General features: G+C 70.2%; 18 protein-coding genes and 3 pseudogenes. 12 read left to right on the top strand and 9 right to left on the bottom strand.

What is annotated here, in order from left to right; translation table 11 throughout:
* Positions 1-32 precede the first annotated feature (32 nt).
* A complete protein-coding gene (locus SSMG_RS19125; RefSeq protein ID WP_009078589.1) occupies positions 33-1,682 on the bottom strand; it encodes a class I adenylate-forming enzyme family protein in 1,650 nt (549 codons plus the stop codon).
* The gene (locus SSMG_RS19120; protein ID WP_009078587.1) at positions 1,679-3,274 is read right to left on the bottom strand and encodes a CoA transferase; all 1,596 of its coding nucleotides are present in this window, start codon (positions 3,272-3,274) and stop codon (positions 1,679-1,681) included. The genes SSMG_RS19125 and SSMG_RS19120 overlap by 4 nt, the downstream gene beginning before the upstream one ends.
* A gap of 94 nt (positions 3,275-3,368) precedes the next feature.
* On the opposite strand from SSMG_RS19120, the gene SSMG_RS19115 reads away from it, so the two are divergent.
* The 4 genes from SSMG_RS19115 to SSMG_RS19100 all read left to right on the top strand — a co-directional run bounded on the left by SSMG_RS19115 (position 3,369) and on the right by SSMG_RS19100 (position 6,818).
* The gene (locus SSMG_RS19115) at positions 3,369-4,484 is read left to right on the top strand and encodes an acyl-CoA dehydrogenase family protein (RefSeq protein WP_050788222.1); all 1,116 of its coding nucleotides are present in this window, start codon (positions 3,369-3,371) and stop codon (positions 4,482-4,484) included.
* A gap of 80 nt (positions 4,485-4,564) precedes the next feature.
* Positions 4,565-5,218: a metal ABC transporter ATP-binding protein gene (locus SSMG_RS19110; RefSeq protein ID WP_009078584.1), complete on the top strand. Its 654-nt coding sequence runs from the start codon at positions 4,565-4,567 to the stop codon at positions 5,216-5,218.
* A complete protein-coding gene (locus SSMG_RS19105; protein WP_009078582.1) occupies positions 5,215-6,060 on the top strand; it encodes a metal ABC transporter permease in 846 nt (281 codons plus the stop codon). The genes SSMG_RS19110 and SSMG_RS19105 overlap by 4 nt, the downstream gene beginning before the upstream one ends.
* A complete protein-coding gene (locus SSMG_RS19100; RefSeq protein WP_009078580.1) occupies positions 6,030-6,818 on the top strand; it encodes an ABC transporter substrate-binding protein in 789 nt (262 codons plus the stop codon). Before SSMG_RS19105 ends, SSMG_RS19100 begins: the two co-directional genes overlap by 31 nt.
* 5 nt (positions 6,819-6,823) lie before the next feature.
* Here the strand turns inward: SSMG_RS19100 and SSMG_RS19095 are convergent, their stop codons facing one another.
* Complete coding sequence (locus tag SSMG_RS19095) at positions 6,824-7,813, bottom strand: hypothetical protein (protein WP_063632039.1); 990 nt, start codon at positions 7,811-7,813, stop codon at positions 6,824-6,826.
* Entirely contained in the window at positions 7,810-8,724 is a 915-nt protein-coding gene (locus SSMG_RS19090) for an MFS transporter (RefSeq protein ID WP_286157056.1), read from the bottom strand. Before SSMG_RS19090 ends, SSMG_RS19095 begins: the two co-directional genes overlap by 4 nt.
* Before the next feature lie 474 nt (positions 8,725-9,198).
* On the opposite strand from SSMG_RS19090, the gene SSMG_RS46245 reads away from it, so the two are divergent.
* Complete coding sequence (locus tag SSMG_RS46245) at positions 9,199-10,029, top strand: copper resistance protein CopC (protein WP_063631957.1); 831 nt, start codon at positions 9,199-9,201, stop codon at positions 10,027-10,029.
* A gap of 183 nt (positions 10,030-10,212) precedes the next feature.
* Here the strand turns inward: SSMG_RS46245 and SSMG_RS19080 are convergent, their stop codons facing one another.
* A complete protein-coding gene (locus SSMG_RS19080) occupies positions 10,213-10,779 on the bottom strand; it encodes a sigma-70 family RNA polymerase sigma factor (RefSeq protein ID WP_037714187.1) in 567 nt (188 codons plus the stop codon).
* Between the two features lie 963 nt (positions 10,780-11,742).
* A complete protein-coding gene (locus tag SSMG_RS19075; RefSeq protein WP_009078570.1) occupies positions 11,743-12,369 on the bottom strand; it encodes an IS5 family transposase in 627 nt (208 codons plus the stop codon).
* 182 nt (positions 12,370-12,551) lie between these two features.
* On the opposite strand from SSMG_RS19075, the gene SSMG_RS19070 reads away from it, so the two are divergent.
* From SSMG_RS19070 to SSMG_RS47000, 4 genes and pseudogenes are all read left to right on the top strand, one after another.
* Positions 12,552-12,779: a hypothetical protein gene (locus SSMG_RS19070; protein ID WP_037714185.1), complete on the top strand. Its 228-nt coding sequence runs from the start codon at positions 12,552-12,554 to the stop codon at positions 12,777-12,779.
* Positions 12,780-14,156: 1,377 nt separating this feature from the next.
* Complete coding sequence (locus tag SSMG_RS19065; protein WP_037714183.1) at positions 14,157-15,275, top strand: hypothetical protein; 1,119 nt, start codon at positions 14,157-14,159, stop codon at positions 15,273-15,275.
* Between the two features lie 63 nt (positions 15,276-15,338).
* Positions 15,339-16,643 carry a nucleoside-diphosphate kinase gene (locus SSMG_RS19060; RefSeq protein WP_009078566.1) on the top strand — a complete coding sequence of 435 codons (1,305 nt, stop codon included), beginning with the start codon at positions 15,339-15,341 and terminating at the stop codon, positions 16,641-16,643.
* A 181-nt stretch (positions 16,644-16,824) separates the two neighbouring features.
* A pseudogene (locus SSMG_RS47000) lies at positions 16,825-17,308 on the top strand (transposase); the annotation flags it as partial.
* 50 nt (positions 17,309-17,358) lie between these two features.
* Here SSMG_RS47000 and SSMG_RS19050 read toward each other — a convergent pair.
* Positions 17,359-18,568 (bottom strand): annotated as a pseudogene (locus SSMG_RS19050) (IS256 family transposase).
* Positions 18,569-18,721: 153 nt separating this feature from the next.
* Here SSMG_RS19050 and SSMG_RS46995 point away from each other — a divergent pair.
* Together SSMG_RS46995 and SSMG_RS46230 are read left to right on the top strand one after the other, a co-directional pair.
* Positions 18,722-18,920, top strand: a pseudogene (locus SSMG_RS46995) (IS256 family transposase); the annotation flags it as partial.
* A 71-nt stretch (positions 18,921-18,991) separates the two neighbouring features.
* Positions 18,992-19,183: a hypothetical protein gene (locus SSMG_RS46230; RefSeq protein WP_009078559.1), complete on the top strand. Its 192-nt coding sequence runs from the start codon at positions 18,992-18,994 to the stop codon at positions 19,181-19,183.
* A 45-nt stretch (positions 19,184-19,228) separates the two neighbouring features.
* On the opposite strand, the gene SSMG_RS19040 is transcribed toward SSMG_RS46230, so the two are convergent.
* Positions 19,229-19,612 carry a VOC family protein gene (locus SSMG_RS19040; RefSeq protein WP_037714175.1) on the bottom strand — a complete coding sequence of 128 codons (384 nt, stop codon included), beginning with the start codon at positions 19,610-19,612 and terminating at the stop codon, positions 19,229-19,231.
* A 700-nt stretch (positions 19,613-20,312) separates the two neighbouring features.
* Here SSMG_RS19040 and SSMG_RS45440 point away from each other — a divergent pair.
* Entirely contained in the window at positions 20,313-20,735 is a 423-nt protein-coding gene (locus SSMG_RS45440; protein ID WP_158688049.1) for a hypothetical protein, read from the top strand.
* Here SSMG_RS45440 and SSMG_RS47685 read toward each other — a convergent pair.
* Positions 20,716-20,976, bottom strand: coding sequence for an IS3 family transposase (locus SSMG_RS47685; protein WP_353611762.1), 261 nt, complete (start codon positions 20,974-20,976; stop codon positions 20,716-20,718). The genes SSMG_RS45440 and SSMG_RS47685 overlap by 20 nt on opposite strands.
* Between the last annotated feature and the right edge of the window lie 425 nt (positions 20,977-21,401).

Raw genomic sequence — 21,401 nt, 5'->3', positions numbered from 1 at the left:
TCAGGAGCGGAGGTCTCCGGCCCGCCGCCCGTTCAGGAGCCGGGAAGGTTCGCGGCCGGCTGGTTCGCGGCGAGGGCGCGGAGCGCGCGGCGGTCGACTTTCCCGGCGGGGCCGAGGGGGAGCGCGGGCAGGACCAGGAGCCGTTCGGGGAACTTGCGCGGCTCCAGGCCGAGGCGGCCCAGGTATGCCGTGAGGTCCGGCAGCTCCAGCGGGGAGTCCGTGGCGACACACGCGCAGAGCCGTTCGCCGAACATCGGGTCCGGCACCGGCACGCAGGCGACGTCCCGGATCGCCGGGTGCGCGATGAGGAGTTCTTCGATCTCGGCGGGGCTGATGTTCAGGCCGCCGCGGATGACCACGTCCTTCAGCCGCCCGGTGACCGTCAGGTAGCCGTCGGCGTCGAGGCGCCCGAGATCGCCGGTGCGGACCCAGCCGTCGGGCGTGCGGTAGCGGGCGTCGAGTTCGGGCGCGCCGACGTAGCACAAGGGCGACATCGGGCCGCGGGCGAGGATTTCGCCCGTCTGTCCGGGCGGAACGTCGGCGAGCCGGTCGTCGACGATGCGGACCTCAGCGACGCCGGGGCTGGGCCGGCCGGCGGTCACGGCCCGCTCGAGCGGGTCGCCGGGTGCGGTGTGACAGCTGACTCCGTCAGCGGATCCGTAGAGGTTGAGCACGGGGCACCCGAACGCTTCCCGGCCGCGTCGCGCGGTCGGTTCGTCCAGCACGGCGCCGCCGACGACGACCGCGCTCAGGCTCGACACGTCGGTGCCCGCGAGTTCGGGCCGGTCGGCGAGCTGCCGCAGCATGGTCGCCACCCCGAGGAGGTGCGTCGGTCGGGTCCGCTCGATGAGCGCCAGAGTGCGGGCCGGGTCGAACGCCGGCTGCAGCACCAGGGTCGCACCGAGGGCGGCGAGCGTGACCGGAGTCCCGTTGCTGCCGAAGGCGGACGCGAGCGGGACGAGGAACAGGTTGCGCATCGCGGCCGGGTCGCCGTCGCAGAGTCCGGCCATCATGGCGCCGCGTCCGCCGGCGAGCGCGTTGTGCGAGTAGGCGACCATTTTCGGTTCGGCCTCGGAACCGGACGTGACCAGGATCCGGGCCGCCGAGCCGGGATCGGGCCGCACCGGCCGGAATCCGCTCGCGTCGGCGGCCAGGAGGGCGTGGATCGGCACGCACCCGGGCGGGGTCTCGGTCCCGACGGCGATCACCGCGCGCAGGTCCGGAAGCTCGGCGGCGAGGGCGCGGAGCCCGGCGGCGCAGGCGTACTCCCCGTGCTGGGCGACGGTCAGCACCGCGACCGCGCCGGACCGGGCCAGCAGGCGCGCCGCGTCCCGTCTCCCGCGTCCCACCGGGTAGGGCAGGGCGACGGCGCCGAGCGCGGCGATCGCCAGGTCGGCCGCGCAGGCGAGGCGCCCGTTGGGCAGCTGCACGGCGACGACGTCGCCGGGTTCGACGCCCAGCCGCCCGAGGCCGGTCGCGAGGCGGCGGGCGAGGTCGTCGAGTTCGGCGTAGCTCAGCTCGCCGTCGGCGTCGACGACCGCGGCCTTGTCGGGCTGGTCGACGCGGTGACGGGAAAAGAGGGTGTAGAGGTCCCGGTCGGGGTAGGTCCAGCTGCCGCGCACTTCGGCCGGGACGAGGTCGCGGAAGGCCAGCCTGGTGCGGGCCGGCTGAACTGCGGTCACGAGAACCTCCAGGGAGTGTGCAGAGCGGGACAGCCGTGGGCGTCGCGGCCGATGACGGCGGCCATGCGGGGATCCGCCGGCAGAATCGAAAGGTCCTCGGTGACGTCCAGCACCGGAGCGGGACGTGCGGGGGCGCGGCCGGTGCGCAGCAGTTCCGCCGCCGCGCCGAACAGGCTGCTTTCCGCGGCGACCCCGGCGCCCCGGCGATCGCGTTCGAGCAGGGCCGCGGCGATCGTCTCGGCTCCGAGGAGCCCGCCGAGAACGTCGAGCACCGTCATCAGGGACGGCGCCCCGTCCGTGCCGGCCACAGCGGACAGACCGGACCGGGCCTGAACCATGAAATCGGTGCCGGGCGGGAGGTCCGGTCCGTCGCAGTCCGCCCAGCCCGACGTGTAGGCGTACACCAGGCCGCCCGGGAAGTCCCGGGCGCCGAGGCCGAGTTCTTCGGCCTTGCCGGGAGCCCAGTTGTGCAGGAACACGTCGGCATCCGCGGCGAGTTCCCGGAGCCGGTCCCGGTCGGCAGGGGACTTGATGTCGAGTTCGACGGCAGCCTTGTCCCGGTTGAGCGCGAGCCAGCGCGCCGACAATCCGCCGGCGCACGGCGGCATCCCGCGGAGCGGGTCGCCGCCAGGAGGTTCGATGCGGGTCACGTCGGTGCCGAGCAGCCGGAGCAGATGAGCGGCGAGAGGCGCTTGGATCCGGCGTCCCGCTTCGAGCACGGCCAAGCCGTGCAACGGACTCGCGGCCGTTCCGGCGGGAGACGGCCGGGCGGCGCCCGCGGTGGGCTCGAGCTGCCAGGGCGACTCCGGAAGCGGCGGCGAGCTGGTGTGCACCGGGCACACGCTCACGCCGGTGCGGGCGCCGATCTCCCGGATCGCCGCGTACGGCAGGGCGAGCGGGGCGCGGCGCAGATCGTCGGGCAGCGGAGCCGTCGCGGTGGCGTACCGGAACTGGAACGGCCGCCAGCCGGTGCGGATGGCGGCGACGCCGGCGCCGAGCGAGTTCCAGAAAGCCGCCCAGGGTTCCGGTTGCAGCGTCTCGATCTCGAAACGCACGCCGTCCGCGCTGACGAACGGCGGCCCGCCGGTGCCGAGGCCGACCGCTTCGGAGTCTTCGGCGCTGGCCGCCGCGAGGTACTGCGAGACCGACAGGAGCCCGGCTTCGGCGACGCTGGTGTCCACCCGTGACTCGCGGGCTTCGGTGCGCAGGCTCGCCAGGAGCCCGATCATCGCCAGCACTCCGGCAGAGGTCGCGCAGTAGTCGACGGCCAGCGGCCGAGCGGTGCCGTGCCGGCGGCCGTTGACGTGCATCACGCCGCACACCGCCTGCACGTCCAGTTCGCCGGCAAGCGCGGGTTCGCGGACCGGTCCTGCCCAGCTCACGGTGATCTCGCGGCGGCGGCCGTCGGCGAAGCCGACCTCCGCGGCGGCGGACAGGCCGTGCGGGTCCTCGTCGCTGGCGGTCACCTCTGCCCCGAACGCGGCAAGATGCCGGCGCAAGACGCGCGCGGTCGCGCTGGTCCCGGATACCCGTGCGGTGGCGCCGGTGAGGAGCGGTCCGGCCGGTGCGGCCATCGTGTCGCTGCCGGTCATGCGTTATAGCCTCCGTCTCGCCCCGGCTGAGAGTGTCGTGGCAAAAGTCGGTCAGTCGGCGGGACGAGTTCCCTCGACAGAGTGATTGGTGCTTATGGACCACGGGACAGCACTCGGCGAGAGGATCCGCGGCTTCGTCGACACGAAGATCGTTCCGGCCGAAGACCTGCTGGACCGGGGCGACCCGGCGCGGCTGCGCGATCTCCGGGCCGAAGCACGGCAGGCCGGGCTGTGGGCCTTGCCACTGCCGGGCGCGCACGGCGGAGCCGGTCTGGCGCTGGCGGACTACTTCGCCGTCGCCGAGCAGGAGGGCCGCAGCGACCACGGCCCGGACGTGCTGGGTTCGTCAGCGCTGCTGAACTTCCGCATGCTCGCCGCGCACGCCGATCCCGGCCGCCGCGTGGAATGGCTCCCGGCGCTGGTCGCGGGGGACTTGACGGTCAGCTACGCGATGACCGAGCCCGGGGTGCCGGGATCGGAGCCGGCCGCGATGCGGACCCGGGCCGAGCGCGCCGGCGGCGGCTGGCGGATCACCGGGCGGAAGTGGTTCACCACCGGAGCCGCCCGGGCCGGGCTGGTCCTGGTCATGGCTCGCACCGGCGACGGGTTTTCCCTTTTCGCCGTGCCGGCCGGCGGCTTCCGGGTGGTGCGCGAACTCGACGTGCTCGGGGCGGGAGGCCAGTACGAGCTGGCCATCGAGGGGACTCTCGTGCCCGACGCCAACGTGGTCGGCGAGATCGGGAACGGCCTTGCCCTGGCCGGGGAACGGCTTGCGCTCGGCCGGACGCTCCGGGCGCTGCGCTGGGTCGGCCAGGCGCAGCGGGCGGTCGAGCTGCTCGCCCGCCGGGCCGCGACCCGGGAGCTGGCCGGGGCCGTGCTCGGCGACCGGCAGCTGGTGCAGCGCCTGCTGTTCGAAGCCGAACTGCTGACCCGCGCCACGCGATCGCTCACCGCGGACGCGGCCTCGCCGGTCGCGGCGGGCGAGCGGGCCCAGGTTCCGGTCAGCCTGGCGAAGGTGGCCGCTGCCCGGGCCCTGGAAACCGCGGTCGACGGCGCGATCCAGGTCTACGGAGCGGAGGGGCTCACCTCGGCGACGGGTTTGCCGCGGCTGCTGCGGACCGCCAGGGCCGCCCGCATCCTCGACGGCGCGGACGAGCTGCACATCACCTCCGCCGCGCGTCGGCTCATGCGCTCCTACCAGGGGCGGTGAAACTTCTTCCGGACGCTCGGGAACCGCGACGGCCGCGCTCGCGACTAGTGCTCCCGTAACCGACCTTCAGGAGCAGGACTGTGCCCGACGGCGCCCGGATCGAGCTGGCGGCGGTGCGCTGCGCGCACGGCCGCCAGGAGGTGGTGCGTTCGGTCGACCTCGTCGTCGAAGCCGGTCAGCGGGTGGCGCTCACCGGGACGAACGGCTCCGGCAAGACGACGTTGCTGCGGGCTGTGCTCGGCCTGCACCGCGCGGTTTCCGGATCGATCGAGGTCGACGGCCGCCGCGCACGCACGCCGTCGGACTGGGACCGGCGCCGCAGGGTCGCCGCGTGGATCCCGCAACGCCAGGCCGCCGGGCGGTTTCCCTTGCTGGCGCGGGAACTCCTGGCCAGCAGCGGCGCGCCGGCCGAGGCGGTGGACGCGGCGCACCGGCTCGGCGTCGGTGAACTGGCCGAGCGGCCGCTGCACACGCTTTCCGGCGGCCAGCTGCAGCGCGTCTACCTCGCCCGCGCGCTCGGCTGCGTCGCCGCCGGAGCCCGCGCGCTGCTGGCCGACGAACCGACGGCCGCCCTCGACTTCGCGGGACAGGACGCCGCCGCCGGGCTGCTCTCGTCGCTGCCGGTGACCCTGCTCGTGGTCACCCACGACCGCGCCCTGGCCCGCCGCTGCGACCGCGTCCTGGAGATGGCCGACGGACGGCTGCGCGAAGCCGGCGCCGAGGCGGCCGGATGAGCGCGTCGCTCGGCACGCTGCTCCAGCTCGTGCCGGTCCAGCGCGGCCTGCTGGGGCTCGTGCTGGGGGCGATCGGGCTGCCGATCGTCGGAGTGGTGATCATCGGGCTGGACATCATGCCGGTGCGGTTCGCGATGATGCACGTCGCCTTGTTCGGCATCGCCGCGGGCATGCTGACCGGACTCGATCCGCTGCTGTGCGCGCTGCTCGCGTGCGCAGCTTCCGGGGCCGCGCTCACCCCGCTTGCCCGCACCCCGTCCGGTCTCTCCGGAGCGATGGGGTTGCTGATGAGCCTGGCCATCGCCGCGGCACTGCTTGTGCTCTCTGTGTCCGGGGTCAACGCGAACGGCGCCTTCGAACTGCTGTGGGGCTCGATCCTCGCGACGCGCACCCAGGACGTCGTCCTGCTCGCCGTGCTGGCCCTCGTGATTCCCGGCCTGTTCCTGGTCCGCCGGCGTCAGCTCGCGCTGCTGCTGCACGACCGCGAACTCGCCGCCTGCTCCGGGGTGCGCGTGGACCGCTTGACTTTCGCGTTGCTGCTGCTGGTCGCGGTCGCGGTGGCCGGGGCGATCCGGCTCACCGGCGCGCTGCTGGTCGACGCGCTGACCCTGCTGCCCGCGCTGGCCGCCCGCCGGGTCGCGAATTCGCTGCGCGGCATGGTGTTCGCGGCGGTCGTCATCGGTCTCGTCGTCAACGTCGCGGGATTCCTGCTCGCCCTGGTCCTCGACTTCCCGCCCGGTCCGGTTCTCGTGCTGCTGGCCGGTGCCGTGACCCTCACCCTCCATGCAGTCCCTGATCGGAGAAAACAACGATGGCATCGTTCCCCCGCCTCGGCGCACTGATCCTCGGCGCGCTGCTGCTGTCCGGCTGTGGTTCGGCCGCGCAGCAGCCCGCCGCCCCAGCCCCAGCCTCGGGCTCGCCGGAAGGCCCGGCCGTGGTGGCCGCGAGCACGTGGGAGGGAGCGTTCGCGAAGGCGGCGGGCGCGGGCAAGGTGACCGTCCTGGTGCCGCCCTCGATCAAGCACGCCCCCGACTACGATCCGAAGCCGTCCGACCTGGCGGCCGTCGCGGGCGCGCGGTACGTGTTGTACTCCCGGTTCGAAGGGTTCGCGGGCAAGCTGAAGGACGCCGCCGGCTCCTCGGCCACGACGGTCGGCCTCACGTTGGACAACAGCAAGGACAACGTGGAGAAGGAGGTCCGGCGCCTGGCCGGGATGTTCGGCACCCAGGCGGCCGCCGAGAAGTGGATCGCCGGGTTCGAGGCGGAGTACGCGCGGCTTTCCGGCGAGGTCAAGGCGAAGTGGCCGGGCGGGAAGCAGCCGCAGGTGATCGAGCAGGCGTTCGTCGGGTTCGCGGCGCAGCTGTCGGGCGCGAACGTGCTGGCCGCCTACGGCCCGGAGCCGGTGACCGCGGCCAGACTCGCAGAGCTGTCGGCCAAGCACCCGCAGTACGTCTTCGACAACGAGGCCATGAGCACGGGAACCGTCCTGCCGGGTACGCCGGCGAAGCAGGTCAGCCTCGTGAACTACCCGGGCCAGGACTTGGACCTGCTGTCGGTCTACCGGCAGAACGCTAAGCTGCTCGCCGACGCTTTCGCCTGAGCCCGTCAGACCGCCGCCGGGTCGACCGCCTCCGCGAGGATCGCGAGGGCGAGCGTGAGGAAGAAATCTCCCCACACCAGCTGGTGCGCGGTCGCCCGGCCGCGGCGCAGGTCGTGACAGCCCTTGACCAGCCGGCCGTCGCGGACACACGTCCGCAGTACTTGCTGGACGAGGTCGGCGGCGGCGTCGTGCAGGCCGAGCTTGGCGAGCGCGACGGCGGTGATCACCGCGGCGGACGAGTCCGGCGGGCTGCCGGGAACGTCGAGAAGGGCGGGAAAATCCGCAGGGACCTTGGCCGCGCGGATGCGGCCGGTGTCGCCGAGCGCGGGTTCGAGCCAGTGGGCGCCGTCGGCGAGGGCCAGCAGCGTCCAGGCCTCGCCGCGGGTCCACCCGGGCGGCGGGTCGGCCGCCCGGGCCCATGCTCGCTCCGAGTACGCCCAGGACTGCCCACCCGGTTCGCCCGACAGTTCGAGATGGGTGCGCAGGTGTTGCGCCGCAACGGTTTTCTCGCCCGCCCACGCGAGCAACGGGACCGTCCCCGGGGCGCCGTCCGCGCGGGCGAGCACCGGCTCGGCGGAATCACCGAACGCCGTTCCCCACGGCAGCACTCCCGCGACCGGATCGGCGGTGCGGGCGAGGGCGTGCGCACCGGCGCGGGCCAGCGGTTCGGCGGCGGAGCCCAGGCCCAGCCGGCTTTCCGCGGCGACGCCGTACCAGAGGACCAGGCCACGGGTGACGCTGTCCGCCGCGGCCCAGTCCGCGAGGCGCCTGGCCCAGCGTCCGGCGGCCCGGCGGTGGCCCGGGGCGCCGGTCAGCCGTGCGCGCAGCCACAGCTGACCGACCCAGAACCCGCCCGTCCACGAGCCGTTCCGGGTCGTCGTCCATTTTCCTGTGCCGGGGTCCGCAGACAGCGGGAAGCGGTCGCCGACCGCGTGTTCCGTTCGCTCCAGTTCCGCCAGCTGGCGGCTGAGCGCGCTCTTCGCCCACGCGGTCACGGCCGTGCCTCCCGGCCTCGCCACCACCAGGCGGTCACACCGGCGGCAAGGAATTCCGCGGCCACCGTCGTCCAGGCGTACTGGTAGCGACCGCCCGCCGCGTCGACCAGGGCTCCGGCGACGGGTGGCCCCAGCGCGAATCCGGCGAAGAACCCGGCCGACACCACGGCGGAATCCTGCGCCACCGACGCCTTCGGCGATGTCGAGATCACAGTCACCATCGACACCGCGTTGGCCGACACCGCACAGACCCCCAGCCCGGTCACGGCTGCCCACGCCCACCACGCACCCCAGCCGGCCGCGGCGACGAGCGCCAGCGCGGCGACGGCGGCGCCGACGGCCAGCGGCGGCAGCAACGAGCCGGGCTCGCCGGAGCGAGCCGCCAGCCGCGACCACCCGACTCGGCCGGCGATCCCGGCGATGCCGAGGACCGCGACCAGCGCACTCGCCGCGCCGACAGGCAAGGCCAGCTGGCGCGCGCCGAACAACGCGACATACGTGTTCACGGCGGAAATGCCGGATCCGAGGAGCGCCGAGAAACCGCAGAGCCAGGCCGCGTCGCGCGTCGGCCGGGCCGTTGTCCACCGCGGCCGACTCGCCGGCGCCGGGTCGGCGGGAAGCGCCAGCACCAGCAGCCCGGCCACGAACGCGATCGCGGCGGCCACGCCGACGGCGATCCGCCAGTTCGCCGCGCCGGCCAGCGCGGCCAGCGGCAACCCGGCGACGAACGCCCCGAACTGGACACCGGACTGCTTCCAGCCGGTGACCCCGCCGCGCCGCCCGGCCGGGACGCGGGTCGCGATCAGGTGGTTGGTCACCGGGTTCGCCAATGCCTGCGGCACGCCCGAGGCCGCCACAGCGAGCACGAGCACGCCGTAGCCCGGAGCGGCGGCGAACGCGGCGAGCGCGATGCCGGCGAGGACGAAACAAAGCGACGAGCCCGCGCCTCGCCCCGACCGCCGCGACGACCGGCCCCGCCGTCAGGGACAGCGCGGCCGCGACCGCGAACCCCACTGACACGAGCACGCCGAGCAGCGGCGTGGTGATCCCGAACTCGGCGAGGAGATCCGGCCCGAGCGCCCCGAGCAGGAACAGCGGCAGCATCGACCATGTCATCGCGGCCGTCAGCAGCGACGTCGAGCCCGCCGTGCCGCGTGCGGCCGCGATCGCCGGCCCAGTCATCCGCGCCTCCCGTCTCCTCGGCGGTCCACAGCAGGAGTCGGGAAGAGATCCGGCAAAGTTCCCGGGAACCGGACGCGCCTTCGAGCCGACGTCCCGAGAGCGGCTGGAGGCCGCGTCACAGCGGTGTGGGTGTTCGTTCTCACCGGCCCCGGACGGCGTCCAGCGCCGCGGGCTGCCGAGCCGCGGCCGGATCGAGGGACGGCATGAAGATCGCCCGTCTGTTCGCCGCCACGCTGCTCGTGCTGACCGGTCTGCTGGCCTTCGCCGGGGCGGCCTCCCCGCACGCCGCACTGAAGTCGGGTTCGCCCGCCGAGGGCTTGAGCCTCGCGGCCCCGCCCAAGAAAGCCGAGCTGACGTTCGAAGAGGCAGCGACCCCGCAGCCGGACCCGATCAACGTCACCAGGCCCGGCGGAGCCGCCTGGACTGCCGGCACCGCGCCGGTCACCGACGCCAATGGTCGGCGCACCGGGCACGGCGACCGGGCGAGCCGTGCCTGCCCCCTCGCCTACAAGGCCGTGTCCGACGGCGGGGACAAGGTCACCGGCTCGGTGCACTTCACTCTCACCGCTCCCGCGACGAGGTCGAGCGCGCCGCCGAGCGCGTCCGAGGCGACACCCGGTGCCGCGGCGCAAGGGCACACCGGCGGCGGGGTGCCGGCGTGGGTGTGGATCCTCATCGCCGTCGTGGTCGTCGTCGCGGACGCGCTCGGCACGGAGGCCTTCCTGCGGCTGGATCACCGAGCACATGTCGACGGTGCCGGGGAACCAGCTCACCCAGCCCTGCCACCACTGCTCTCGGAAAACGTCGATAACGCCGATGGAGACACCAGTGACAGCACTGCGCTGGACAACCGCCACGATGGCCGTCCTTTCGGACTCTCGGCCCTCAAAACGGGAACGATCCCCGCGGCCGGGCCGCCCGCGGAGGTGCTGGCCCCGGCCGTCTTCCGCGACGTGTTCGCGGTGGACGGCCGCGCGGTTCCCGAGCCGGTCGACGGGCGGCCCCGCGTGTTGCCTCGCGAGCTGGACCCCTGAGCCGACCCGGCCCGCCGCCACGCCCGCGTTCGCGCCGGCGAGGTTCGCCCTCATCCAGCGCAGCCCTGGCGGCGTCCGGCGACTGCATGGAGGGGACACCGGACGACGCCGCGCCCGCACCCCGGAACTCGCAGCGGCACGGTGCCCCGATCGCGTCGATCTGCACCGCGCGGGCTGACGCGCTCAGACCACGTGGCCGCGTTCTTCCCGGGCGGCGAGGAGGTCTTCGCGGGCACGGGCGACGCGCGAGCGGACCGTCCCGATCGGACAGTCGCAGATCTCGGCGGCTTCGGCGTAGGAGTACCCGAGTACCTGGGTGAGGACGATCGCTTCCCGGCGTTCCGGGTGGAGTCCGTCGAGGAGCAGGCCCACCTCGACGACGTCTTCGAAGCCGCGGCCGGAGCGGCGTGCCGACTCGGCCGCGGCGGCCGATTCCCAGTCCCGGCTGAACGACTGCGGGCGGACCGAGCGGGCGCGGAAGTGGTCGACCACGACGCGACGGGCGATGGACAGCAGCCAGGTGCGGGAGGAAGAGCGCCCGGCGAACCGGGGCAGGGCCGTGACCGAGCGGACGTAGGTTTCCTGAGTGAGGTCGTCGGCGACGGTCGAATCCGCGAGGTGCGCGACGAACCGCCAGGTGTCGGCCTGCGTCGCGCGCACCCACGACTCGAAGGCGCGCCGGTCGCCGCGGGCGGCGGCCAGCGCGAGCGCGGTGATCCGCTCGTCGTCGCGGTCCCTGCCGGAGGTCACGAACTGACACCGTAGCCGACGCGCGCGGGACCCGGGACCACCCGGTAGGTGACCGTAGGAATGCGGCCTGCCCCGAACTGCGAATCGGTCTCTGCCCGTATCGACGGGACCGGCGACACCAGCGCGAGTTCTCCGGACGCTTCCCCGCCTATTGCCGGAGACCAGCCACAGCGGCGGCGCTTCGCGCCCCATGGCGCATCGCCGCCTTCCGCGGGCAGCGGGTGCCCGGCTGCCCGCGCGGTGTAGACCACGGACGACATCAGGAGCGGACAGACGCGAGCGTGGACCAGCCCGGTCCTGGTTCCCGACCGCAAGCCCGGGGTGCTGGGCAACCGTGCTGGCACCCGCGGGCCGGCGGTGCCGCGGTGGCCTCAGGAGCGAACCCCCGGCAGGCCGCCGGCCCTGGACGCGGGCACCGGTTCACGGCCCTGTCCGCTGCCGGATGCCCCCGCGCTCCAGTAGTCGGCCGCGAACCCGGAAAGTTCCCGGGAACCGCCGCCGCGTCCGGCCCGACTCTCTCCGATGTGGAGTGCCACCGCTGCCGGGAGGCCGTGTCCGCGATGGCGGACGCGCAGGCGTCGCCCGCCGAGGAAGCCGCCGCCGGACACCACCTGTCCCAGTGCCCTGCGTGCCGCGACATCGCGGAACGGACGGCGAGATTGACCCGCCGGCTGCGGGTCCGGCTCGCCCTGCCGTGCCCGGATCTGGTGGGCTCGGTGCTCGCGGCTTTCGAAGAGCGGGTTCGAGGCAAGCCCGCGGTGCGTCCGTGTTGCGTGCCCGAGCACGTGGTCGTCTGGCCGGTGGGCTCGGCCCTCTGCGGGTGTGCTCCCGGGTGTCGCTGCGGCTGTCAGAACGGCGGTTCGTGCCGGTGCCGTATCCCGGCAGTGGGGTGACCGGCCCCTGACCAGGAGCGCTTGACGAGTGCCTGCGTCGCGAGCCTCAGAGGGCGTCTGAGAACTGATTTCACTGGTCTGTGTTGCGGGCGAGTCGTCGGGACATGGTCATGATCATGGCGATGTAGACCATGGTTTCGTGGTGTTCGGGGAGTGTCTCGTAGTCGCGGACGCAGCGGCGGTGTTTGGTGATCCATCCGAAGGTTCGCTCGACGACCCATCTGCGGGGCAGTACGACGAATCCGGTGGTGTCGTCGGTGCGTTTGACGATCTCGACGGTGAGGGAAAGGACCTGCTTGGCCCAGGCGACCAGGCGTCCGCTGTAGCCGCCGTCGGCCCAGACGTGGGCGATGGCGCCGAAGCGGGCGCGCAGTGCCGCCAGCAGCAGGTGGGCGCCGTCGCGGTCTTGGGTCGAGGCGGCTGTCACCACGACGGCGAGGAGCAAGCCGAAGGTGTCGGTGGCGATGTGTCGTTTGCGGCCTTTGGTTTTCTTCCCGGCGTCGTAGCCCGCGCTGGCGGCGGGCACGGTGTCGGCCCCGCGTACGGTCTGGGCGTCGATGATCGCGGCGGTGGGCAGCGGACGGCGACCGGCCCGCACTCGGACCTGATCGCGCAGTGCGGTGGCGAGGGCGTCGATGTGGTCGGCGACGGCGACGGCGACGGCAACACCGATACCGTCGAGGCCCCCCCCCCACAATCGTCGCCCACGGCGGTCTCGGCGGCTCCGCCGGCGGCTTTGTCGGCGGTGGCATCAGAGGAACAGGTGGTCGCGGCGGCGACGGCAACGGCGGCACCTTCACCAGGGCCACCCCCAGCAACGCCACCATCACCGCCACCGGCGCAGCCGGAGGCCTCGGTGCCCCTGAGGGGGCGAGTGGCGTGCGTAACGCCGACGGCGCGACCGTCGCCTTCACCGGCGCCACTAACACCATCGCCGTCGACACCAACGGCGCCACCCGCGGCGGGACCGCCACCCTCAACGGAGGTGCTAGCAGCGGCGACAAGATCACCGTCGGGGTCAACAACGGTGTCATCAACGCCGGATCCGGCGGCGGCAACACCTGCGTGATCACCACCAACAACACCGCCGGCACCACCAACTGCTGATCAATGCTCACGAGGTGATCCGCGGCACCGGCACGGGCCAGTGCCGCGGATCACCTCGTTGGCCGCGCAGCAGTGTCCGCCCGGCTCTTGAGCACTCGGCCTGCCACCAGGCGCCGGGCACTCCGAACAGCGTCCCGGCCGCCGTCGGCACCGTCTGGCACACCGGCATAAGCCCTTCCCTTCGCTCCTGCTCAGTACGGGACGGATCGCGGCGGCAGCCGCGGATATCGGTCGGTCCTGGCGATGCCGGCGGCATCACATGACGCCGAGGCGGAGCGCCCCGTCGAACTCGCGCGTGCAGTTCGACGAGTCGTTCCACATGTCGTTGCGCACCCGGACTTTTCTCGCCCGACTGCGGCGCTTCCGCTCTGTCCGGTCGCACGCATGCGACCAGCGCCCCGCCGACACCACTCGGGAAGAGCAGTCCCTCGAACACTGCCACGGAGAACCGACGCCGCCTGCCAGGCCCCGATCCGGTGCGGGAAGGGCACCGCCCGCGGCATTGTTCCGGCGACCTTCGATCCCTTGACCACCTGCGCCGGCTAGCGCATTTGTCCTTGGCGGGTCAGGGCGTCCCCGGCCGGTCCTCCGCCGGTGCGGCCGCCCGCACCAACGGCGTCGAGGCCGCCCGCGCGATGCCGGGCGGGTCGCGCTAAGGGCAGCGAGAATGCGAGGGCACGAGCCGCCGGGAGCAGGTCGGCTTGCCGCGGTGTGACTCGGTCCCGCCGGTCTCGTGGAACGCGGCCGACGTCGTCGGCGGATTCGGGATCGTAGTCAGGTCCTGGCTGCGGGACCGGGTCAGCCTTGACTCCGCTTTCGTTGTCTGGCTGAAGATGCGCGTTCTGTCGATGCTGAATCGAGGCACCGGACCGGGGTCCGCCCCAGGTGCTGTACGACCGGTTCGTCGACGCGGCTCAGGCAGAGTGAGGAGTGCCGCCGTGCTGTGGCTCTTCGTCTTCGTTGTGCGGGTGAGGTCGGTGCTGCGGGCGGAATTCCGGTGGTCGCTCCTGGGTCTGGAGGCAGCGTCGGGAAGGCCGTGGACGCGGTTGGCGACCAGATCGGTTTCTTGCTCGCCGACGCACCGTGAATGTTATTGAGCGCGCAGGGACTTCCGCAGTCGTTCCGTTCCGCCCTCTGACTGTGCCTGGACGGAGCCGGCCCGTGGGGAGGCGAACCCGCGAACAATAATTTTCGCATAATTTTCGTGGGAATGCTTGACTATTCGATCGTGTTCCGGAAGTGGCGGAACGCGGCGGTCCGGTTCGCTACGAAAGTTCTGGCTCGATGCTGGGGTTTTCAGTTCACGTACCTGTTCTCCGAGCGGAAATTGACTTAAGTTCGCGGCTTCGCGCAAGTGAACCGGAGGAGAGGTATCTCGTGTCACAACGATCCCGAGCTCTCGGCAGGACTTTTGTCGCGGTCGGCGTTCTGGTAGCGGCCGCGGCGGCTACGGCCGTCCCGGCGGCCGCAGCCGCGCCGAAGCCTTCGTCGGTGGAGAAGGACATCGCGCAGCTGTGGCGGGAATACGAGGATCTCGTGCAGGTGCCGGGACTCCTGAACGTGCTGAGCGAGAGCAAGCCGCTGGTCGAGTCGCCGGTTTTCGGGTCCGGTCGCGAACCCGGAGCCAAGCCGGGCGTCATTCCGGGTTGCACCCCCGGGTCGCTGTTTTCCGAGGTCGACAAGCTGAGGGCGCCGCTCACGAAGCTGGAACAGCAAGCGGTGGACCTCATCGGCGGTCTCGATTACCTGTACGCGTCGGTTGTCGCGAACGACAAGAGCCCGCAGGTCTTCGGCACCGACGGCCAGTACACGGCCCGTGCCGCGGCCGCGATCGACAAGCTGCGCGGGTTCTGGGACATCGAGAGCTGGAACATTCAGCTGGTGGCGTACAAGGGCACTGACGCGGCCAGCCCGGAGAAGATGACCGAGACGTTCGCACGTGCCTTCGCCCCGGCGCGGGCCGCGGCGGCGGGCGCGCTGGCGAGCAAGGTGGTGCACGAGGTGCCGGCCTTGCAGGGCGGACGGAACCCGTTGCTGTCGGCCAACGCGTTCGCGCTGCTGCCCGACAGTCCGGGCGGCAAGCGCGTCCTGCTGGGCGACGGCCTGCTCGACCTGGACGGCCGGGGCGGCTTCGGCGACGTGACGGTGGAAGGGATCGTGGGGCACGAGTACGGGCATCAGGTCGATTTCGCGCACGACAACTGGCCGGACGGCGAGGCCGGGGAACTGGGCCCGGACGCCTACGCGGGCTATTTCCTCGCGCATGCCAAGGGCGCGGCGTGGGACGCCCGCGCGCAGCAGGAGTTCGCCTACCTGAGCGCTTCCACCGGCGACTGCAAGCACAGCCACGGCACTCCTGAGCAGCGCAAGGCCGCGGCTGCGTGGGGCGAGCGGCAAGCCCTCACGCAAGACAACCCGAACAGGATCGTTCCGTCCGCGACGATGATCGAGAAGTTCCGGAAGGAATACCCGAAGCTGATGAAGCCGCGGCCCTAGCCGCGCCTCGCCGCACGCTGATCTGGCCGTGGGCCGTCCCCGGTCGTCTCGGGCCGGCCCACGGTGCTCAGCGCACCGGAAGCCGTTCACCACGATCAGGAGCGTCATGACAGCACCGCAGCGGCCGTCGCCGCAGCGGCGCTCGGCACCACCACCCCCGCCGGGACCGACCAGGACGGGCTGGCCCCGGGCGCGAACGTGGGCGGAGCCAGCCGGCGAGGGGCGTATTGGTGCGCCCGGTACTGCGGTGAGCGGCACAACCGCGCCGGGCCAGCCGGTGAGCGTGACCGTCGTGTTGGCCCCGCGCCCGGCACCCGCGGACGCCGGCGGAGACGATCGGCGCCCGGACTCTCCCAGACCGCCGATCGGTCTGCGTTGACCGGAGAGAAATACTTGAACCCAGCACCGGCTCACGAATTGCTGCAAGGCGAGCAGTGGCGTTCCCTCACCGCCGATCGGGAGAAATTGCGCGCCTATGCAGACGACGAGTGGTTAGGCGCGGGCCTGGCTGGCGCCTACGACGTGCTTGGCCTCGACGCGAGCCGATTCGTGCAACGTCACGCCGTGCTCGTGATTCAGCCTGACTGCATCGCGGGACGGACCGCGCAGCGCTGCGTCGAATACGTGCGGAGCCACGGTTTCGACCCGATTCACGCGATCCGGTTCCACTTCGGCGTCGAGCAGACCGCCGGAATCTGGCATTATCAGTCCAACATAGCCACTCAAGACAGTCGCGACATCGCCGACCTGGTGTGCGGAAAGGGCGACTCGCTGCTGGTGTTGCTCAGGGACACAACTCCGGCACCGACCATTCCGGCCAGCATGCGTCTCACTGACCTCAAAGGCCGGTCGAATCCGGCGAAGCGGAACGAACGCCATCTCCGCACTGTTCTGGGCGCTCAAACCCGGTTAGTCGTGCTCGTGCATACGCCGGACGAACCGATCGACCTCGTCCGCGAAGCGGCGGTGCTGCTCGGTTCGCGTGCACGCGAGCTCTACGCCACAATGGCGGAACCGGTTTCGGACGACGCCGTAGAGTTCCTGGCCGCGCACATCCAGGAACTCTACGCTGGAGCCGATCAGCACGACTTGGACCTCGCGGCCGCCTGGAACCGCGTGACCCAACGCGTCACCGATCCGGAAGCACTGTCCGTGCTGCACAACGTGCGCGCAGGCAGCGAGAAGCTGGACTGGCGTCGGTTCACCGGCGACCTCGCCGACGCAGGCCTCGACGCGCAAGGCTGGGACGCCCTCCTCATCGGCAGCGAATATGTCGAACACGACCTGGCTGGCATCCCTCGATTGGTTGACCGGGTCAATATCGCAAGCTGGACGGAAGGGGACGGTGTCCTGCTGATTGGCCAGTGAATGCATGCGGTCACCGAGACCGATGCGAAGCTGCTGGGTTAGATTCCCTGCGGATTATAGAACAACATTCTAAAACTCGACGCACTTTCAGTGAAATCGATAACCCTGCCTGCCTGTGTCGCGTTCGAGCCGGAAGCCGGCGCGCCCGGCGGGATGGGCACTGTGAACGAAATCGGAGCTTGTGAGTCCATCCAAGCGTCACGAGAAGCCAGCGCAGCAGGCGTCGCCGGAGCGGGCCGCCGCGGCGATGGTGGCCGAGGCCAAGGCGCGTGGGCTGGCGTTGACCGACCCGGACGGCCTGCTGAAGATTCTTCACCGAGGACGTGCTGGAAACGGCGCTGAACGAGGAAACGACCGAGCATCTCGGTCACGAGAAGAATCAGGCGAATCCGGGCTGGGACTCGGCGAATGTGCGGAACGGCACGCGATTGAAGACCGTGCTCTCGGATGCGGCCAGCGAGGTTCAAGTCGAGGCGCCGCGGGGCCGGGAAGCATGTTCTCGCCGCAGATCGTGAAGAAGCGGCAGCGCCGGCTGCCGACGTGGACGAAATCGTGCTGTCGCTATACGCGAAAGGGATGACCACTGGGAGATCTCGGCGCCTCTCGATGAGATATACGGGGCGCCGGTCAGCAAGGAGACGAGATCGCGGATTACCGACAAAGTCGGGCTCTGTCATGATTTCCGTGTAAGCCACGGATGATTTCTTTCGTTATTCTAGTGGAGTGGCAGGCGGTCTGGGAAGAGTGCGGCGAGGGTGTTGAGTGCTTGTTTCCAGCCTCGGGTTCCGGTTCCCGATGGTCCGCCTCGGTTGCTGGTGATGTTGCGGAGTCCGAGGTAGAGCAGTTTTGTTGCGGCAGTGTCGCTGTCGAAATGGCCGCGGTTCTTGGTGATTTTCCGGAGCTGGAAGTTGATGTTCTCGATTAGATTTGTCGTGTAGACGATCTTGCGGAGTTCGGGCGGATAGTCGAGGAATGGGGTGAAGTCGTTCCAGGCGTGTCGCCATACCTGGACAGCGGCCGGGTATTGCTTCGCGAACTCTTTGTCGAAGGTCTTGAGCGCGATCTCGGCCGCCTCGAGTGTCGGCGCGGTGTAGATCTCACGCATTTTTGCCGTGACTTTCTTCCGGTCGCCATAGGAAATGAAACGCATGGCGTTGCGGATCACGTGCACGACACACGTTTGGACCACGGTGTCGGGAAACACGCCGCGGATCGCGTCGGGCAGCCCGGTCAAGCCGTCGCAGCAGGCGATCAGTACGTCCTTCACGCCCCGGTTGCGCAGGTCGGCGACGACCTTGGCCCAGAATTTCGCCGCTTCGGCGTCGGCGATCCAGAGCCCGAGGGCGTGTTTGCGGCCCTCCACGTCCACGCCGACGGCCAGGTAGGCGACCTTGGAGGTGACCACGCCCTTGTCCTTGACCCGCAGGCGCAGGCCGTCGACATAGAGAATCGGGTACATCTCGTCCAGGGGCCGGGATTGCCACAACGCGATCTCGTCGGTCACCACTTCGGTCACGTTGGAGATCAATTCCCGGGACACGTTCACACCATATACTTCACGCAAATGGGATTCGATGTCCCGGGTGGTCATGCCGCGCGAATACAGCGACAGGATCGCCTCGTCGATATTACCCAGCCGACGTGCGCGTTTCGCGCACAATCGCCGGTTCGGACACGCCGTTCCGGTCACGCGGCACCGCCAGTTCGACCGGCCCATGAGAGGTTGACACGGTTTTCGGTGACCTGCCGTTCCGGGGATTTCCGGACCCGTTCCCGGCAGGATCCCCCTTCTCGTATCCGAGATGATGGGTCATTTCGGCGTCCAGCGCCCGCTCCAGCACCGCCTTGGTCATCTGATTCAGCAGTTCTTGCGCACCCAGCGCCCCGCCGTTCGCGTACGCGTCTTTCACCAGCGCGTCAAGCATTTCCGGCGGCAACGCGCGGGCGAGGGCCTCGCCGGCTGCGGAACCCGCATCCCGGTCAGATGTGTTCTCGGTCACAGATGCAGCCTTCCTGGTCGCCGTCAGCGACCCGATCTTGGTACATCCGCGGCTTACACGGTTGTCATGACACGGCCCAAAGTCGTCGCCAAGATGCAGGACTGGGCCAACCGACCGCTCTGCGCGGCAGGGTTCATCGATTCCATAGACGTCATGGTTCGCGAAGGGCTGGTCACAAACCGGCCCTCCTACGCGGCCGATGAGCGTCGGCGGCGAGGGCGCGAAGTTCTGGATGAACGTTCCGATCGACCTGAAGAACCGCGGCGGCGACGACACCTGCGAACCGATCGACGCCGCCGTCACCAACCTCGCCAACGCCACGGACTCTGGCTCGGCGACGACCTCACCATGAGCGCACCGATCGTCATCCTCACCCAGCGGACACAGCGCTGGCTACCGCAACTGATACCCGACGCACGCACCAACGGACACACCTGGCACGAGTTCGCCCACGCCCTCGGCACCAGCCCCGACTACGCCCAGCTGCGCTACGACCCCGAATCACCCGTCGACGACAGCCGCTTGCCCCGCGACCCCTAAGCGGCTGTCACCAGTTGTGGATCGCGTGACGTGCGATCCAGCCGGTCATCCCGCGTCGTAGCAGAGGCAGAAGGGGTGGCCGGCGGGGTCGAAGAGCACGCGGACGTTCTCCTGCGGCTGGACCTCCGCGATCGTGGCCCCCAGGGCGACCGCCTCGGCGACCGCCGAGTCCAGGTCGCCCACCTGGAAGTCGAAGTGCATCATCGGACGCTGATCCCCGTCGGCCGGGGGCCAGACCGGAGCCCGATAGTCCGCCGCCTGCTGGAACACGAAGAAGGGTCCTTGCGGTGAAGCGGCGACGACGGCCGTTCCCGGCTCCTCGTGTCCGACGTGCCAGCCGAGCAGCTCGGCATAGAACCTCGCCAGCCTGCCGGGGTCCGGTGCCTCGATCGCCGTTCCCCACCACATGCCATCAGTCCGAGACTTCATTCCGGCATCCTGCCTGATGACCCGCGTCTGCCGGGCACGAGGGTGTGATCGGGCAGCGACGGCCCCCTTGCGCCCGACCAGCGCGCCGCTCTCAAAGCAGGATCCTGGGCGGACCGCACAACGAGGTGAGCGCCGGTTATCGCCCGCCAGAGTCCCTGGCCGGACTCGAGCAGCTTGAAGACCACTGCCAGGGCTGCCGGTGCCAAGGAACCGATCCGCAAGTCCTGACCGCTGCTCGGACCCTGACCATGCCCACCCATCTCGCGACGAGTGCGGTCACCTCTCACGAACATCCGCGGTCACATCACGCCAACGCAATCATTCCCGGCTCGGACACCGCGCCATCGGACGGTCGGGGCACCAGATCACCGTCGCCCCGATCGACGAGCCTGCCGGCGGACCACCGCCACAACTTCGGTCATTCGCCAAGACTGCCCCGCCTGAGGCTGGTCGAAGATCAATCGCCTTCCTGAAATGAATATATCACTCGACTGAGATGAGTTATTGAACAAGTTTCGTTGTCGCATCTTTACCCGCGTTCGGGGGTTGCGTGACGCGACGTTATCGAGTGGACTCGGAGGGTCATAAAGATCGCGGGCCGCTGTGGCCCATTCGGTGAACGACAAGGTGAATCTCTCGGCCGCTGAGGTTTCCGGTGCGGTCCTGTTCCGGAAACCTCCCCTAGATAGCAGGTGACATCTTGAAAACATCGACTCGCCGATACATCGCAGGAGCACTCATCGCTGCTGCTGCCGGTACCCTGTCCGTGACGTTGGCAGCGTCCCCGGCTTCCGCCGGATCATCTCTGTCCTGCCTGCGAGGTGGCGACCCCATGCCGCCAATTCCGCAGAACCCGCAGTACGCAGATGCCGTCTACTGCCAAATTGACAACGAAAATCATGAAATCAACATTATTGCCCGAGAGTCGGGAACCTATGTCTTCACCTTCTACGTCCAGGTCTCGTCTCCGGGGCCAGCCACTCAAACGCTGACCCGCCGGACGACGCTGGACGCGGGAGAGCAGATCGATTTTAACGAAATTTTCAATGGGTACGAATCCGGGCAGGATCCGAAGGTAGTCAGGTTTGATTATGCGTGGGATCCTAACCCGTACGAAGGTTGAGCAGAGAGGGTTCACCTGGTTGAAGGGCATGACTCCGATACCCTGTCGGAGTCATGCCCTTCAATCGTTCCTGGATCCTGTCCGCGTTGTGCCGCCGCAGGCAAACATCGACCGACGGGATGGAGTTGCCGATCTCCGAAGTCGGGTGCACGGCTGATCCGGGCGTTTGACGCGGCGCTTGTCGGCGGTGCGGCGAGGGCAGTTTGAAGACGTTGTGTCCCCGTCGCGCTGCGCTGGTCATCGACCGGGTTCGGTGATGTAGGCGGGTCGAGTCGCAGGTGAGGGTTCTTCAGCCCGGTACTGTCCGCTCCTGTCCCCGGGGCCCGTTTCGGGCCGGGCGAAAGGGGCTTGACAGGCGAGTGGCCGGGGCGGCGGTCCACTCGATCGAGGGAAAACCGGGGAGGTGCGACTCGGTCGGGAGTGGCCGTGGCGGCGGTGCCCGCGGTCGGGCGGACGCTGAGGCCCCGTTGTCCGGTTCCGTTTCTGTGGAGGAGTTCTGTCACAAATGCCGTGAAGAAGACCGTGGCGGGCATTGCCGTCGCAGCGGCGGCCGCGTCGGCGTCGCTCGGTCCGTGCGCTACGAGCAGCCCGGCCACTACTGGCTGCCTCGAATTCGCTCTGAAACAGTCGGATGTCTCTATTCAGAAGATTTTCAAGGGAGGACTT

It is taken from the genome of Streptomyces sp. AA4 (genome assembly GCF_000158875.1).
GTDB lineage: Bacteria > Actinomycetota > Actinomycetes > Mycobacteriales > Pseudonocardiaceae > Amycolatopsis.
This window is presented reverse-complemented; position numbering and strand designations above follow the sequence as displayed.